At 45.8% G+C, this 17,035-nt stretch carries 11 protein-coding genes; 4 read left to right on the top strand and 7 right to left on the bottom strand.

From position 1 onward, the window contains the following. Positions 1-63: 63 nt before the first annotated feature. From K0H61_RS09255 to K0H61_RS09285, 7 genes are all read right to left on the bottom strand, one after another. Entirely contained in the window at positions 64-2,625 is a 2,562-nt protein-coding gene (locus tag K0H61_RS09255) for a TonB-dependent receptor plug domain-containing protein (RefSeq protein WP_220048825.1), read from the bottom strand. 977 nt (positions 2,626-3,602) lie between these two features. Further along, positions 3,603-4,607 (bottom strand): Holliday junction branch migration DNA helicase RuvB, encoded by a 1,005-nt coding sequence (gene ruvB, locus K0H61_RS09260; RefSeq protein WP_220048827.1) that lies wholly within the window; start codon positions 4,605-4,607, stop codon positions 3,603-3,605. A gap of 88 nt (positions 4,608-4,695) precedes the next feature. Further along, positions 4,696-5,313 (bottom strand): Holliday junction branch migration protein RuvA, encoded by a 618-nt coding sequence (gene ruvA, locus K0H61_RS09265; RefSeq protein ID WP_220048829.1) that lies wholly within the window; start codon positions 5,311-5,313, stop codon positions 4,696-4,698. After that, entirely contained in the window at positions 5,310-5,831 is a 522-nt protein-coding gene (gene ruvC, locus K0H61_RS09270; protein ID WP_220048831.1) for a crossover junction endodeoxyribonuclease RuvC, read from the bottom strand. The genes ruvA and ruvC overlap by 4 nt, the downstream gene beginning before the upstream one ends. A gap of 187 nt (positions 5,832-6,018) precedes the next feature. After that, entirely contained in the window at positions 6,019-6,765 is a 747-nt protein-coding gene (locus K0H61_RS09275; RefSeq protein ID WP_220048833.1) for a YebC/PmpR family DNA-binding transcriptional regulator, read from the bottom strand. A gap of 294 nt (positions 6,766-7,059) precedes the next feature. Further along, the gene (gene aspS, locus K0H61_RS09280) at positions 7,060-8,835 is read right to left on the bottom strand and encodes an aspartate--tRNA ligase (protein ID WP_220048835.1); all 1,776 of its coding nucleotides are present in this window, start codon (positions 8,833-8,835) and stop codon (positions 7,060-7,062) included. A gap of 183 nt (positions 8,836-9,018) precedes the next feature. Further along, positions 9,019-11,829: a transporter substrate-binding domain-containing protein gene (locus tag K0H61_RS09285; RefSeq protein WP_220048836.1), complete on the bottom strand. Its 2,811-nt coding sequence runs from the start codon at positions 11,827-11,829 to the stop codon at positions 9,019-9,021. A 147-nt stretch (positions 11,830-11,976) separates the two neighbouring features. On the opposite strand from K0H61_RS09285, the gene cmoA reads away from it, so the two are divergent. The 4 genes from cmoA to K0H61_RS09305 all read left to right on the top strand — a co-directional run bounded on the left by cmoA (position 11,977) and on the right by K0H61_RS09305 (position 16,953). Then, positions 11,977-12,708: a carboxy-S-adenosyl-L-methionine synthase CmoA gene (gene cmoA, locus K0H61_RS09290; protein WP_220048838.1), complete on the top strand. Its 732-nt coding sequence runs from the start codon at positions 11,977-11,979 to the stop codon at positions 12,706-12,708. Next, on the top strand, positions 12,705-13,697 hold the full coding sequence (cmoB, locus tag K0H61_RS09295) for a tRNA 5-methoxyuridine(34)/uridine 5-oxyacetic acid(34) synthase CmoB (RefSeq protein WP_220048839.1): 993 nt from the start codon (positions 12,705-12,707) through the stop codon (positions 13,695-13,697). The genes cmoA and cmoB overlap by 4 nt, the downstream gene beginning before the upstream one ends. A 204-nt stretch (positions 13,698-13,901) precedes the next feature. Then, positions 13,902-15,830, top strand: a complete 1,929-nt coding sequence (locus tag K0H61_RS09300; protein WP_258405932.1) for a M2 family metallopeptidase — start codon at positions 13,902-13,904, stop codon at positions 15,828-15,830. Positions 15,831-16,044: 214 nt separating this feature from the next. Further along, positions 16,045-16,953 (top strand): LysR family transcriptional regulator, encoded by a 909-nt coding sequence (locus K0H61_RS09305; RefSeq protein ID WP_220048841.1) that lies wholly within the window; start codon positions 16,045-16,047, stop codon positions 16,951-16,953. Positions 16,954-17,035 lie beyond the last annotated feature (82 nt).

Below are 17,035 nucleotides of genomic sequence, written 5' to 3' on the forward strand. Positions count from 1 at the left end.
ACTAATAGAAACCAATAAAAAAGCGCCCTAAGGCGCTTTTTTAAATGTATTCCAAGATAAATCTTAGAACTTGACAGTCACACCACCGTAGATAGTACGGCCGATAGTGTCATAAACTTCTGGAACAGTACCTGCATCACTACCATTAGTTACGTATAATGGTTTTTCATCAGTGAAGTTCTTCACACCTAAAGTCAGTGTGGTGTTATCACCAAAGTGATATGAACCAGATACGTTATGATAAATGATTGAATCAACATCAGCATAAGCAGTAAATGGATCATCATTTTCGTCATAATCAGTATAAATATCAGTCATAGAACCGATATAACGGTTAAAATAAGTCACAGTCCAATCGTCTTGGCCTGCAGAAACACTAAAGTTGTTACGAACGCGAGCATAAGCACCGAAGTTACCGTCGATAGTACCAGTGTACTCTTCACCATCCTGTTCAAATTGAACAAGGTAAGTCATATCGTTGTTAACTTTCCAATCTAAGCCAAACAGCTCGAAGCTATAAGCGAGGTTGAAGTCAATACCACTTGTGTCCTGTGAACCTACGTTAGTCAAAGCACTTGTTAGATTAAATAAATCACCATCTTCAGTAATATTGAATGTATTACATGCTGTTGCAACGCCACCCTTACAGGCATCTAGACCAGCTTGAACATCCATACGAGCAATTGCATCAGAGACCTTAAAACGCCAGTAATCTAGAGTCACTGACATACCGTCAATATAATCTGGAGAGTAAACCAAACCAGCAGTGAACGACTCTGATTCTTCTGGTTTAAGATCTGGATCAGCCGTACGGTTTACTAAAATTTGGCCTGTTTGATCACTTAATGCTAACCAAGGGTTAGTTAAATAGTCATAAGATCCTGAATTACCGCCATAAAGTTCCGCAACGCTTGGTGCACGGAAACCTGTGGCTGCTACACCACGAACCATAAGCTCATCAGTTGCAGTATAAGTTAAACCAATTTTCCAAGTAGTCGCTTTACCAAAAGTTGAGTAATCGTCTAAGCGCAGCGCGAATTCACCAGTTAACTTCTCTGTAAATGGAACACTTACTTCTTGGAAAATAGAGATTACGTTGTAGTTACCATCAGTTGGATCTTGCTGAGCAGCAGTGCCATCACCCGCAACGATAACCGCATCCGGCGTGTAAAAACCACTTTCACGACGGTATTCCGCACCCAAAGCGAAGCCAACAGCACCTGCGCTCAGGTCGAACAGCTCGCCGTTAATACCTGCTGCCAGAGTTTGTTGCTCGTTACCGCCAGTAGTCTGCTCTAAATAAGCGACATCCATCATTTCAGCAGTCAGTGGTGAACCTACAAACCAAGCATAAGGATCTGCATAGATTGAAGCTGCCATCTCAGTTGCATTGATTGAGTTCGCTACACTAGTAGCTGCTTTGTTTTTACCAAAAGTATAATCGACGTTCCAGTTCATACCTGTATGAACATCTAGCGAACCCGCTAAACCAGCAGATAAACGCCAAGTATCGGTATCTTGAGAGTAGATTCGTGGACCGACGTCCTTCATACGTCTTCTATATTCAACTTGACCTCGAGCATCAGCTTTAACACCCGCGTCAATCATGCCTTGATCAAGTGCAAGACAACCAGCTGAAGGATTCGTAACTTTTGCATCACCACATACATTCAACTTAATTACAGCTGGTTGCGCTGCAAGTTGTTGATTAGAACGACGGTTGGTGTAAATAGCATCAGCAGTTAATACCACATCATTACCCAGTTCTTGAGTCATGTTAGCGAACAAACTACGACGTTCACTCGGTGTTTGGAAAAACACGTCATTCGAAAAATCATAAGTCTTAGTTCTTTTAACCCAATTACCGTTTGAATCTAAAACCTTCTGATTTAAGGCACCAGTAGGGATAGTTGTACTAGTATTTTCAGATGGATCAAACCAGTTACGGTCGCCTTGAACTACACCACGACGGTCTGAGTAAGCTGCACCAAATGTGTAGTTACCGCCATCGGTGTTGAAACCGTAAAGAACGCTTGCGTCACCGTTTTGGCCATCGCCTTTGTCGGTTCCCGCACCGTTCATATCGAACTGGAAGCCTTCGAAATCTTTCTTAGTGATGATGTTCACAACACCTGCAATTGCGTCAGAACCGTAAACAGCTGAAGCGCCGTCTTTCAGGATTTCAACACGTGCAATCATCGCAACTGGGATTGAGTTCAAGTCAACAGCACTGTCAGCACCTGAACCAGAGTTCACCATGCGACGGCCGTTTAACAGAACTAATGTACGTTGTGATCCCATACCACGTAGGTCAACTTGAGCCACACCGTCAGAGCCGTTGTTGGTAGTTGAACCTACAGCAGCACCTGCCATAGAAGTTTGAACTTGTAACAGTTGGTCTACTGAAGTGAAACCTTCAGCTTTAATCGCTGCGGCATCAATAACGGTAACAGGAGAAGCTGTTTCCATATCTTGACGTTGAATGCGTGAACCCGTTACTTCAATACGCTCAACTTTTGCAGTCTCTTCAGCAGCGAATGCGTTTGAAGCAACAAATGTGCCTGCAGCGATAGAGGTAACGAAAGCTAAATTGATAGCCGACGCTACTTTGGTTCTTTTGATCATGAATGAATGCTCCCTAGATCTTACTCTTATTTTTATGCTCACAGCTTGTACAACTGATGTGTACGACTGTTGCGCTTGATACTGAGGATTCACTCTTATTCCGTCAATGACCATTTTTTTAACTAAAAAAAACCATTTGTTTAGTTTATTTTCACAAATTGTTGCATCGATGCTTAATGTCGAACATGATTTAGCCAACCAAGGCTAAGCAACAGCTTTAGTGACCTAATTCACATATTTTTGCCAAGCTTACACTGTTAATACGACAACATACCAGCAACACTGCGACTCTTAATAAATGTGATGCGCATCACACTTTTTAAATAATTAATAAAAGTGTTACGCCCTAAAAATTGCTAAAACATCGCAACAATTAGTGCATATCCATTTCTATCTAGATGGCAAACTGTGTGAAAAATCGGCATAAAATGATTTTTTAACCGCTAAAAAATGAATATTTCACAATAATTATGCAATTTATTGGTACAGAACTTGGTTATGAGGAATGATGGAGGAAAAATACAAATCAAACTTTGCGCAAACAAGCGCAACTGGCAGCCATTATTTAAACATATGCTTGTTTTGTTTTCGTCACGATCATCCTATGTACTTGATATAATTGTATAATTTGCGTATTGACCGAGGCGTGACGGATGATTGATCAATAACGAGAACAGTGTTGTCTTATGTGTGTTGTTAAATACCGCAAGCTATTTTTGTAACATTTTACAAATTGTAACGAATATCTCCGCAGTGGTTAATCTGTTTGGGTTCACAGAAACAGTGCTTAAATTGAACTTTTATGCTGAGCAGTTACTGAACGATTGTACTCATTATAAGTCCTTCAGTTGTCATTACATTTTCATGCTTACTGGGTGCCTCGTGCAAAGTAATACTCATTTCATAATATTGTGAGATAAAAAAAGCGACCTAAAGTCGCTTTAATGTGTCTCAATTTCACAGAGTAAATTTGCGAATTATTCTGCTTTATGCAGGCCAAAATGGTGGTAGGCTCTCGCTGTCGCTAATCGACCACGTGGCGTACGTTGAATAAAGCCTTGCTGAATAAGAAATGGTTCGAGCACATCTTCAATGGTTTCACGCTCTTCACCAATAGCCGCAGCAAGGTTATCAAGACCTACCGGCCCCCCCATAAATTTATCGATAATGGCGAGTAGCAGTTTACGGTCCATATAATCGAAACCTTCGCTATCCACATCGAGTAAATTGAGCGCCTGCTCCGCCACATGTTGAGTCACTGCACCATCGTGTTTGACTTCGGCGTAATCGCGCACTCTTCGCAGCAGTCGATTGGCGATCCTTGGCGTGCCACGGGAGCGTTTTGCAATTTCGGTGGCACCTGCCGCGTCAATTTCCAGCCCCATCACATGGGCCGAACGGGTTACGATAGAACTTAAATCCTTGACGTTATAGAACTCTAAGCGCAGCGGGATCCCAAAACGCGCGCGAAGTGGCGATGTTAACGCCCCTGCCCGCGTTGTGGCGCCAACAAGGGTAAATGGAGGTAAATCCAGTTTAATTGAGCGGGCAGCGGGACCTTCACCAATCATGATATCCAGCTGATAGTCTTCCATTGCTGGATATAAAATCTCTTCAACCACAGGGCTTAAACGATGAATTTCATCGATAAAAAGCACATCGCCCTCTTCAAGGTTGGTTAGTAGTGCGGCCAAATCCCCCGCTTTTTCAAGCACGGGGCCCGAGGTGGATTTTATATTCACGCCCATTTCATTGGCGACAATCATCGCGAGCGTGGTTTTACCCAGCCCCGGTGGGCCATAGATCAGCATATGATCTAGGGCTTCGGCGCGATTTTTCGCCGCCTGAATAAAAACCTTGAGCTGGGCTCTGGTATCATCCTGCCCAGTATATTCATCGAGTAATTTAGGGCGCATTGCCCTATCAATGACATCATCCTGCCCCTGCAACTGCGGCTGTATCAGTCTATCTGCCTCAATCATTTATATTATCCTTCGCGTGGCGAATTAACTTACCTTTACTCTCTTTCGGTTTGCTAAATCCCACATAGGTCAATTACGTTATTCGCTATTAGAGCATTGATTTGAGCGCGGCTTTAATTAAGCTTTCGCTATCCATGCCATCTTTAAAGGCTGAGGATACTGCCTTACTTGCCTGAGGAGGCTTATAGCCTAACGAAATTAAGGCTGCGATGGCATCTTCTTCTGCACTATTGGGCAGCGGCGCAGGTGAATAGTTTGATTGCAACACAAACTCGCGCTCTGAGCCCACCGAGGCTTCCATTAGGCTCTTGAGTTTATCGCGCATTTCCACCAATAAACGCTCGGCAGTTTTCTTACCTACGCCGGGGAGTTTTACAAGCGTTGCAATATCATCACGTTCGACACAACCGACAAATTCACTGGCGGTAAGGCCCGATAAAATGGTGAGTGCCAATTTAGGCCCCACGCCATTGGCTTTAATCAACAGACGGAACAAGGAGCGCTCCTGCTTAGTGATAAAACCATAGAGTAACTGCGCATCTTCACGGACCACAAAGTGCGTGTACACCACGGTTTCGCGATTCACCTCGGGTAACTCATAAAAACTGGTTAATGGCATTTGTAGCTCATAGCCTACGCCATTCACATCAATCAAGACTTCTGGCGCTTGTTTCTCAATTAATACGCCACGTAAACGACCAATCATCTATACCGTCCATATGTTCTTGCCGAAGCTCTGCCGCTCAAAGCAACCAAACTTTGACTGGTGTGGTAATGGCATACCGCCACGCCGAGCGCGTCCGCCGCGTCGGCCTGTGGTGCTGCCGGAAGTTTTAATAATTGCTGGATCATATGCTGAACCTGCTCTTTCTTAGCACGGCCCGTGCCTACGACGGCATTTTTAATTTGCGTAGCACTGTATTCAGCAACAGATAAATTGGCCACTGTGGCCGCAACGATGGCGGCGCCACGCGCTTGACCTAGCTTTAAGGCAGAATCGGCATTTTTGGCAAGAAAAACTCGCTCGATTGCAAACTCATCGGGTTGATACTGGCGAATAATCTCACTCACCCCATCAAAGATTTGCTTTAAACGCTGCGGTAAATCATCACCTGATGTGCGAATACAGCCGCTACCTAAATAGAGTTGATGTCGGCCTTGGCATTGGATAACGCCATATCCCGTGATCCTTGAACCTGGGTCAACACCTAAAATAATTGCCATTAAATACCTAATACAATCAAATACAAAAGAAGTTATTAAACCTTTCTTTTGGCTGCACAAAAAATTAAAACAAGTCTAAAGAAAAAATCACCTGTTAGATAGGTGATTTTTAACGAGCCTGCGTCAGCAGCTGGCATTATCGCCAGCGCCATAAGCAAGCCAATTGAAGCTCTAACAGACTGAGGTTTTATCCCAGTGTCGCCATTACCTCATCGGAGATTTCAGCATTATGGTAAACCTCTTGTACATCGTCATGTTCTTCGAGGGTATCGATTAAGCGCATAAACTTTTCAGCTGTATCGGCATCAAGCTCTGCCTTGGTCGACGCAATCATCGCGATTTCAGCGTTATCACTGACAAAACCCGCTGCGTCCAGCGCATCTTTTACGCCATAAAACTCGGTTGGTTCGGTAAACACATCAATGGCGCCGTCATCGTAACTCACCACATCCTCTGCGCCCGCATCTAATGCTGCGTCCATCAGCGCATCTTCATCCGTACCTGGCGCATAGGACAACACGCCGCGCTTGGTAAAAAGGTAGGATACTGAGCCGTCAGTACCTAAGTTACCACCGGACTTACTAAAAGCATTACGCACCCCACTCACGGTACGATTGCGGTTATCCGTCATGGTTTCGACCATCACAGCAGTGCCGCCAGGTCCATAACCTTCATAGACGATGGTTTCAAGTTGTTGACCTTCAAGCTCGCCCGCACCACGTTTAATCGCACGCTCGATAGTGTCGCGGGTCATGTTGCCGCCTAGCGCCTTATCGATAGCGATACGCAGGCGTGGATTAGAATCCGCGTCCGAGCCGCCTTCTCGGGCCGCGACCGTTAATTCGCGGATAAATTTAGTAAAAAGTTTACCGCGTTTGGCATCCTGTGCTGCCTTGCGGTGTTTGATGTTAGCCCACTTACTGTGACCTGCCATGGGTGTGCTCCTTTACGCATTTTGCGTTAACTTTTTGCATTAAAAATGCATCGCACATCTTATCGATAGCCAGAGGTTTTTATCGCGCTTACTGCATTATCCAACGACAGATAGATAGCTGGCACGAAAGCATCCGCTATTGATAAGAAATGTGATAAGAAATGAAATGACGCTCAAACAATTATATAAAAATTGAAAAACATCAGAAAAACAAACCGAGGCAAAGGCCTCGGTCTGACTTCTATCACCTTTATTTGACCTTAACATCTGATAGGGTCAGATCAAAACCTAAGATTACTCTTCAGTTTTAGCAGGCTTTGCCACCGCAATACCGAGTTCAGTCAGTTGCTGAGGATTGGCAAAACCTGGGGCATTGGTTAATGGACATGCCGCTGTGGTGGTTTTCGGGAAGGCCATTACATCACGGATTGAGCTCGCGCCCGTCATCAGCATGATAATACGGTCTAAACCGAAGGCCAGACCCGCGTGTGGCGGCGTGCCGTAGCGCAGCGCTTCGAGTAGGAAACCAAATTTCTCTTTTGCTTCTTCGTCGGTAATACCCAGAATACGGAATACCGCAGATTGCATTTCTTGGCTGTGGATACGCACTGAACCACCCCCTAATTCACAACCGTTCAGTACCATGTCGTAGGCATCGGATACACGGTTTGCTGGGTTTGCTTCAAGTTCTGCTGCCGTGACACCACGAGGTGACGTGAATGGATGGTGAACCGCGTGGAAGCTGCCGTTGATTTTCTCAAACATTGGGAAGTCAACTACCCACAGTGGACGCCACTGCCCTTCAAGCAGGTTGAAGTCTTCACCGGCTTTCAGACGCAGTGCACCCATCGATTCTGCCACCACAGTCGCATTGTCAGCACCAAACAGGATGATATCGCCGGTCTGTGCGCCGGTGCGGCTAATGATTTCGTTCACAATGCTCTCATTTAAGAACTTAAGCACTGGAGATTGAATGCCTTCTAAACCTTGGGTCAGGTCATTTAGCTTCATCCACGCTAGTCCCTTAGCACCGTAGATGCCAACAAACTTAGTGTAATCGTCGATTTGCTTACGGGACAAGCTAGCACCACCTGGGATACGCAGCGCAGCAACACGACCTTCTTCGTCGTTCGCAGGGCCAGAGAACACGGCAAATTCGACTTCTTTCAGCAAATCAGCCACGTCCACCAGCTCTAATGGGTTACGTAAATCTGGCTTGTCTGAACCGAAACGACGCATCGCTTCGTTGTAGGTCATACGTGGGAATTCGCCTAGGTCGACGTTCAGTAGCTCTAGGAACAGACCACGCATCATTTCCTCAGTTTTTGCCATCACTTGTTCTGATGTCATGAATGAGGTTTCGATATCGATCTGAGTGAATTCTGGCTGACGATCAGCACGTAAGTCTTCGTCACGGAAGCATTTTACGATTTGATAGTAACGGTCGAACCCTGACATCATCAGCAACTGTTTGAACAGCTGTGGAGACTGTGGCAGCGCGAAGAATTGACCTTTGTAAGTACGACTTGGTACTAAATAGTCACGCGCACCCTCAGGGGTCGCCTTCGTTAAAATTGGGGTTTCGATATCCAGGAAACCGTTTGAGTCAAGGAAACGGCGTACTGCGCTGGTGACCTTGGCACGGAAAATTAAACGTTGCGCCATTTCTGGACGACGTAAATCTAAGTAACGGTATTTTAAGCGCTGTTCTTCGCTGTTGTTTTGGTAGTTATCTAAGCTCAGTGGCAGCGGCTCTGAACTGTTAATGATGGTCAGTTCTTTACCTAATACTTCGATTTCACCGGTCTTCATTTGACAGTTAACTTGGCTGTCAGGACGAGCACGTACGATACCCTTTACCTGAACACAAAACTCGGCGCGCAGGGTGCTGGCAACGTCGAACACCGCTGGCAAGTCTGGGTCATAAACCACTTGGACGAGACCTTCTCTGTCTCTTAAATCTAAAAAGACAACGCCACCCAAATCACGACTACGGTTAACCCAACCTACCAAGGTAACTTCTTGACCAACGTGAGACTTATTGACGTCTCCACAATAATGACTGCGCATCTAACTCTATCCTTTATCCACAAACCGGTGCTTTGGAAACAATCAAAACGAGTAAAAGCGGCATTATAGTCAAATAATACCGATTACCAAAGTACTTGACTCTTAGGCGGTGAAGTATCAAACAGTTTTAGGCCCTTGACTAGTGGGGATATCACGATATTTGCATGAGCGTTCAAAAAAGCATCAAGCAACACGATAACAATGACCACCATCGGATTTGGCGTCCTGCAGTAAACTCGACGCTTTGTTGAGTAAGTCAGCCGAGGTATCCGCATCGTCAGGATATAATACTACACCAATACTGGCACCAATCTGGACTTTTGCGCCCTCAATAACAAAAGTCTTCGACAAAGCATGCAGGATATTATCGGCCACTTGCCCGGCTGCATCACGGCTCTGTACCCGCTGCAGTAATATAGCAAATTCATCATCGCCAAGACGCGCAACTGTGTCTGAATCGCGGCAGCTTTGCTCAAGTAACTCGGCCACACTTTGCAGTAGCGCGTCCCCCACACCATGGCCAAACTGTTTATTGACCCTCTTAAAACGGTCAAGGTTTATCAGCAGCAATGCAAAATGACAGTGTTCGCGGGTATGGAAAAGCTGCGCTTGGGATAATCTATCGTCGAATAACAGCCGATTAGGTAGTCGCGTTAAGCTGTCATGGTCATGGGCATGCTGTAAACGACTTTCAGCGGATCGTCTCAACGCCATTTCGACCTTAAGGCGTCGATTCATGCCCCAAAGTAACAATAAGAGACCACATAGGATAAGCAGCCCCAGCAAATAGCTATACCATTTAAGGCCAGAGACTGATGTATCAAACGTCGACTCTGTTACCCAGCGATTATAAATCTGTTGTTGCCGCTGCGAATCAAGTCGCTCTAGGGCTTTATTCACCAAAGGCACTAACGGACTTAGTTGGGTACTAAAGCCAAAATGGCTCTGCTGCTCCGTCAAATCGCTCAGTAATGCCATTTTAAGCTTGGGATAATCTTGTTGTTTGAGCTCGGATGCCAAGGTAATCACTTTATCAATAAAAACATCCGCCTTGCCCTTGGCGACCGCCTCGAGTCCCGCATCGACATTGGGAACCATGATTAATTTTAGGCTAGGTTGCAACGCCATCAATTGGGCGACCAGATGATAGCCCTCTACTACAGCTACACGTTGACCGGCGAGTTGACTCATATTGAACATGGCCACATGCTCCAACGTGGACACAAGCCCCCAAGGGGATGGCCAGTAGGGATCACTAAACGCCAAACGCTGTTGCCTCTCCGCGGTTTTCGCAACGCTGCCTGCAAGATCAATGTCGCCGCGCTGAAGTGCAGCGATTAACTCATTCCAATCTTTAAAGGCAACAGGTTCAATTGTGATATTCAGTTCGTCCGCGATTAATTTTGCAATGTCACTATTAATTCCCGAAAATTGCCCCTTTGCATCACTAAATTCCATCGGTGGCCACTGCTTTAGATAACCGAGTTTGAGCGCATTAAGTCCTGCTAAGTACTCTTTCTCCGCTTCGGACAATAATAACTGCGACTTATCCTCCATTTTAAAGATGTGATCCCGAGGATTTAACATCCATTTCTGTTCGAGACGTGCAAATTCCTGCACATTAATATTATTAAAGCCATTGACTATCCGTTGCGCTAACCCAGGATCGTCACTGCGGGTTAACACATACACCTGCGTTAAAAACTCCAGTGCGGGATATTGGCTAAATTGAGCCCAGCTTTTATGCATCAGCAGATAGTGGGCGGTCCACGCGCTTGGCGCCATAAACCCTGCTATGTCACCTTTTTGAGATGCTTCAACCATCGATTCTAGGCTGTCGTAGTATCGAAACGTGACATCGGGTAATGCCTTTTTAAGCTCAACCAGATAGGTGGATGTCGGCAGTACACCTATGCGTTTTCCTAATAAATCTTTCTCATACTCCGAAACCGGTTCAAACATAAACAGTCTGCTTTTAACCGTGTATAGGGGCCATGCACGATTAAGCCCCGTCTTAAGCTCATCACTTTCTGGGTAACCTATATGTGCATCAGCCAGTCCAAGTCGCACATCATTAACACTTGTATTCATGTCACCGGAAATAAAATCGATCGTGATGCCTGTTTTTTCGGACCACAATTTCCACATATCGACAAACAACCCGTGGGGCAAGCCGTCGAGGCCCACATCGACAAAGGGTTCTACGCCAAGGTGCATCGCAATCACTAAACCTGAATTTTGTCTGTAGTATCCGAGCCAACGTCGCTCTAATTGTCGAATGATCTGCGGGTCTAACCGCTTAAACCCCTGATTAATTTGCTTGATAAGTGCGCTGTTGCCTTTTTTTACCGCAGGTACAAAATGCGATGCTTTGATTTGGATCCGCTGATTCACGGGAAAATTGGCCGCAATTGCCTGCACCGCATAGGGATCTTTAAGATAACCTTCAAGTCCCGCAAACACCACGGTTTCGCCGGAAGCGACGCCTGCCAATAATTTTTCACGGCTCTCGTAGTACTTAAACGCAATTTGAGGTTCAATACGGCGTAATTCTTCCTCATGGGAAGAACCAGACACAATGCCGATTTGATAAGGGATCAGTTCATGAATACTTTTTTTACCCTGCAACGATTTATGCAGATAAAGGTAGGTGCCAACATCGGAAATCGGCTCAGCAAAATCGAAGCGCTGTTCGCGTTCAGGGGTTTGTCCCATGCCAATGTGAATTTGAGCTTTACCCTGCTCGAGTTGTTCAAGGGAGTCTTGCCAATGACGCGCCACAAACACCAGTTCTGAGTTGTTCTGTCTTCCCCACTCCTTCCAAAGTTCGACCAATAATCCCGTCGGTTCCCCCTCGTTATCCACATATTGATAGGGAAACGTGTCTTCCCCCATCACAATTATCAGAGGAGAGTGTGTTTCGCTACTTGCCTTAGGGGTATAACCCAAAGCCAAACAAAACAGCATCGACAGAAGTGGTAACACGAACTTCAAAAGCTATCCCTAGTACTTGATGTACAGTGTATTAAAACGGTTATTGTGTCTATTACACATAAAAATGCCGCAAATTACTAACCTGAGACTTGCTGCTAGTCAACGGGATTCGTTAAAATGCTGGGTTGAATTTTCGAGATGGCCCAGATGAACACTTCCCAAGATACTATCTACGCTCAACCGAGCGACCATATTAGCGATTTCCAGTTTGATAACCGCGTTGCCGGCGTGTTTAGTGACATGATCCGCCGCTCGGTGCCTGGATATACGCAAATTATTAATACTATAGGCGAATTTGCGGATCGTTTCGTCAAACCTAATACCCAAATTTACGATCTGGGTTGTTCACTTGGCGCGGCCACCCTAAGCATTCGCCGTCAAATCCACGGCCGAGACTGCCGTATCATCGCGGTCGACAACAGTGAGTCCATGGTGACCCGCTGCCAAGAAAATCTCAACGCCTATGTGAGTGACACCGCGGTTGAATTGATTTGTGGTGATATCCGCGATATCGAAATTAACAACGCCTCCCTTGTCGTGCTCAATTTTACCCTGCAATTTTTGCCCCCTGAAGACAGAGAGGCACTCATTGCTAAAATCTATCGGGGATTAATTCCAGGTGGTATCTTAGTATTATCGGAAAAACTCCGATTTGACGATGCGCCGGTACAGTCACTACTCGAAGAATTACACCTCGATTTTAAACGCGCTAACGGTTATAGCGAGCTTGAGATCAGTCAAAAACGTAGCGCCCTTGAAAATGTGATGAAACCAGATACCTTTGCCATCCATCAAGAACGTCTTACTCGCCAAGGGTTCAGTCACGTGAGTCTGTGGTTCCAATGTTTTAACTTTGCTTCAATGGTGGCCATCAAGTGATTAGCTTTAGCTCCTTTTACCAACAAATTGCCGATTCTAACCTGCAACATTGGTTAGAAACCCTGCCTTCAATTCTTGGCAAATGGCAACGTGAACACAAACACGGCAACTTGCCGAAGTGGGAAAAGGTGCTGAACAAATTGCACTATCCCGCACCAGATACAGTCGACTTTGTCGATAGCGTAACCGTGGGCAGCGGCGAGCAATTAAGTCCGGGTGAAAAAGAAAAATTAGAAAACCTGCTACGCCTCTTTATGCCTTGGCGCAAAGGCCCCTACCATCTCCACGGCGTGCATATCGATACCGAATGGCGCAGTGATTGGAAATGGGACCGCGTTAGTCCACATATTTCTCCCTTAAAAAACCGTACCGTGTTAGATGTGGGTTGTGGCAGTGGTTATCATATGTGGCGAATGCTCGGTGCTGGCGCAAAACGCGTGGTGGGTATAGACCCTTCGCCGCTGTTTTTATGTCAGTTTGAGGCAGTTAAGCGCCTTAGTGGTGAACATCATCCGGTGCATTTATTGCCACTTGGAATTGAAGAACTGCCGCCGCTGGATGCCTTCGACACCGTGTTTTCCATGGGTGTACTGTATCACCGTAAATCCCCTATCGATCATCTGCTGCAACTGCGCGATCAACTGCGTATGGGCGGTGAGTTAGTGTTAGAAACCCTCGTCATCGACGGCGATGAAAATGCGGTGCTGGTTCCACAGGACAGGTACGGCAAAATGAATAACGTGTGGTTTATCCCCTCGGTTGCCGCGTTGATGCTATGGCTTAAAAAGTGCGATTTTACCGATATTCGCTGCGTGGATACCGATGTGACGACTCTCGATGAGCAGCGCCGCACCAGTTGGATGCCAAACGAATCCTTGGCTGAATACCTTGACCCAAACGATGTAACCAAAACCGTCGAAGGTTATCCCGCGCCAAAACGGGCCACCATCATTGCGATAAAAAATCAGCCGAATCAGGATTTAATTTAATCGACACAGCGCTAAGCCACAAAAGCGCAAAGCCAATCGCTTGGCCCATAAAACGCCTAGGACATGACACATACCTAGGCGTTTTATTATATTTGCATGGCGTGAATAAAATCGTTTCGACGGTGTTAAGGGATTTCAGCCGACATACTAAAATTTTTATTCACACTCGCCGCGCATTTGACATTGATGGCAAAAAGGCGTTTTATGCAGACCATGTTAATCTTTAGGATTCATCACTCAAGGCAACGGATGCGCACGCTGTTACCCACCGTAAAACCTCATGCAAAAATGTTCATGCTGGCAAGCCTTATTGGCTTTGGCCATGTTTTCACTGCCAATGTCGTTGCAGCCCCAAGCCCAGTTCCCTTATTGGTCGAGCAATGCCTGCGTCTTCCAAGCATTGATTTGAACGATGAGTTCAAAAAAACGGCAACAAAATTCAACATCGGCGAGCACACCTTAAGTGTTAGTCAGCGGGCGCTGGTGTTTGAGCAGCAAACTATCGGGCTCAATAATATCAACGAAAGGCTCGGCTATTACCGAGGTTTTCCCCTTTCCGCCGAAGAGCGGCAAGGCTTGTTACAATGCCAGTTACACCTTGCGGACTCCCTCTCGCAGCTCATAAACCAAGCAGCATTTACTGCATTAGCCAAGGATTTGATAAACGGCAATAACGAGCAACAGCAACTTGGCAAACAGCTGTTAATACTAAAGAGTCAACATCTCAGCATGGCGGAAAAGGCTAAGCTGCATACCGCACAGGCGGGCATTCGCAATGGCTTAAGCAGTCAACAATTTACCCTCGATATTCAAGAGCCCAAGTGTACCTTACCAGCAGAAAATACGATGGCGGTCAATGACCCTGCACAAGTCGATTTTTCGCAAACTATCGCCAGTTATCTGCTTAAACAACAAGATGCACAGTGTCGAGCCACGCTGTGGCAAGCCTATCAAGGTCGTGCACGGCGCCATAATCAAGCAGCGTTAATGCAAATTTTGGCGCTCAGACAAGAAATGGCCAACCAAGCTGGCTTCAAGGATTACGCCAGCTACAGTTTACGTTTTGAGCAGTTATCTCAGCCCAGCCTAGTAATGGACTTTTTGGAAAGCCAAACCCAACTGGTTGCGACAACTCCTTGGAATATCGGCCAAGATTTGGCAAATCTACCTGCCGCTAAATTTAAGTCACTCAATACTGCCGAGCAATTAGCGAATGCATTTAAACTATTAGGCCGTTGGGGACTTGAATTTGAAGATGTTTTCGAACAAGAGTTAGAGACAAAGATTGGCAGCGACTCCCCTTCCCAATCAACAATCAAAGCAGCAACGACTGAAAACAAACAAAAATTAGTTCGGGTATACCACCAGCAGCGATTACTCGGGGAGCTTTACATTAACCTCAATGACAGTATTAAACACAATGACCAAACCCGGTTGCGCCAGAGTGTAATTGGTCAACAGTTTGGCCAACAGGCACTGGATTTAAAACCCGAGCTTAGAAACTCGCGGGATCGTGACGACTTTATTGAAGCCGTGACCGCGTCGGTCACAAGTCTTGCCCGCGGTGCGCATTTTTATATCAACAATACCCGAGGAACGAGCCAAGATAGCGAGCAAATTTCCCGTATATGGTTGGCTAACGCCTTAAAAGCTCAAATGGTTGCCGATGTAGAACAGCTTGCCCATTCCCGAGATGCCCTCGCTAGCGCCTATCGCAAACAGCTACAAGTCTTTAGGGCGAAAGTTGCATTAAGCTTTTATCAGTCAACGCAAGCCCCATTAAACATCGATTTAAACCAAGAGTTTATTAAAAGCTTTGGTCAAGCATGGCCGAATACGCTGGACTATCCCTATTCGTTCAATGCCATCGCAAACGAAGGCCCGCTCTATTATCAATCCCTATGGCAGGATGCAGTGGCAAGTCTTCTGTTTGAGTATTCTAAAAACTGTAATGATCAAGCCAAGTTATTTGAAGTTTTGGTGATTAATGAGGCTTCTCTTGATATTAATGAGCAGCTTAAAGCCGTCATTGGCGAGCCCACCGATGCCAGTTCACTTATCCAAAGAATAACAAGGTTAGAGCACGTTAAGGCTAAGCCAAAGATAGATTCAGGGCTAACATGCCTGCTTTAATGCCTTCGCCATACATATAAGTTTAAGGTCATGACAAAGGTTTTCAGTGATTGAACAAATGATCTTGGCTTGTCACTATATAGCGATAAAGTGGCCCGCCGAATGATAAAGCAGACACCAATGCTAAACTCGTTACATCAACATCAATGTTGCCAATAGCGACTTAATTGCCAGCGACGTTAATGGAGCCCTACAGGCATTAAATAGGATATATATGCACCGCGCGAAATCGACCCTTGAACAATGGCGTATTTTACAGGCTGTCGTGGATTACGGTGGTTATGCACAAGCGGCAGAGAAACTCAATAAGAGCCAGTCTTCACTTAACCATGCCGTGGCAAAGTTACAGCATCAGTTAGGGATTGAACTCCTTGAGGTTAAGGGGCGCAAAGCCTATCTCACGGCCCAGGGTGAAGTATTATTGCGCCGCTCTCGTCATGTAACCCAAGCCGTTACCGAGTTAGAGCAACTGGCGAGTAATTTAGAACAGGGATGGGAGCCTACCCTCACCATCGCCCGTGAAATAATCTATCCCATGGAAAGTTTAGTATGTGCACTCAATGACTTTTTACCTGAGAGTCGCGGCACTCGGATCATCATGCTCGATTCGGTGATTACGGGCACCCAAGAGTTGATACTGCAAAACAAAGTCGATATTGCCATTTGCGCGGGGATTCCACCTAAGGGCTATTTATCTGAACCCTTGTGTGAGCAGGAGCTGCACCTTGTTTGCCATCCGAGCCACCCCTTGGCGGAGATGGGCATACTCGAAGACGATAAACTACTCGCCCAACAGCTGCAGCTCGTGATTAAAGATACTGGAGTTCAGTCCAATATCGATATTGGCTGGTTAAAGGCCGAGCAGCGCTGGACGGTATCTAACTTCCATGAAGCTAAAGCCATTCTCAAACAAGGGATTGGTTTTTGTTGGATCCCTGCCTTTCTTGTACAAGAGGAACTCGCCGCAGGAAAATTAGTACGCTTACACCTTAAGGGCAGTCAAAAACGCCGCATTATGTTAAGCCTCGTGATCCCAAATCGCGATCAACAGGGGCCCGCTTCAAGATTGCTGGCATCCTTGATATTAAAGCACCACGGCATTGATGAGTCGGAAAAAGGTTAATCCTACCTTGGCAAAAAGTTCCATAGCCAGTTTAGAATTAATGGGAAGTCAATGTCGCAATTAAGTCATTAACGCCTTGAAT

The organism is Shewanella acanthi (assembly GCF_019457475.1).
In the GTDB taxonomy this organism is placed as follows: Bacteria; Pseudomonadota; Gammaproteobacteria; order Enterobacterales; family Shewanellaceae; genus Shewanella; species Shewanella acanthi.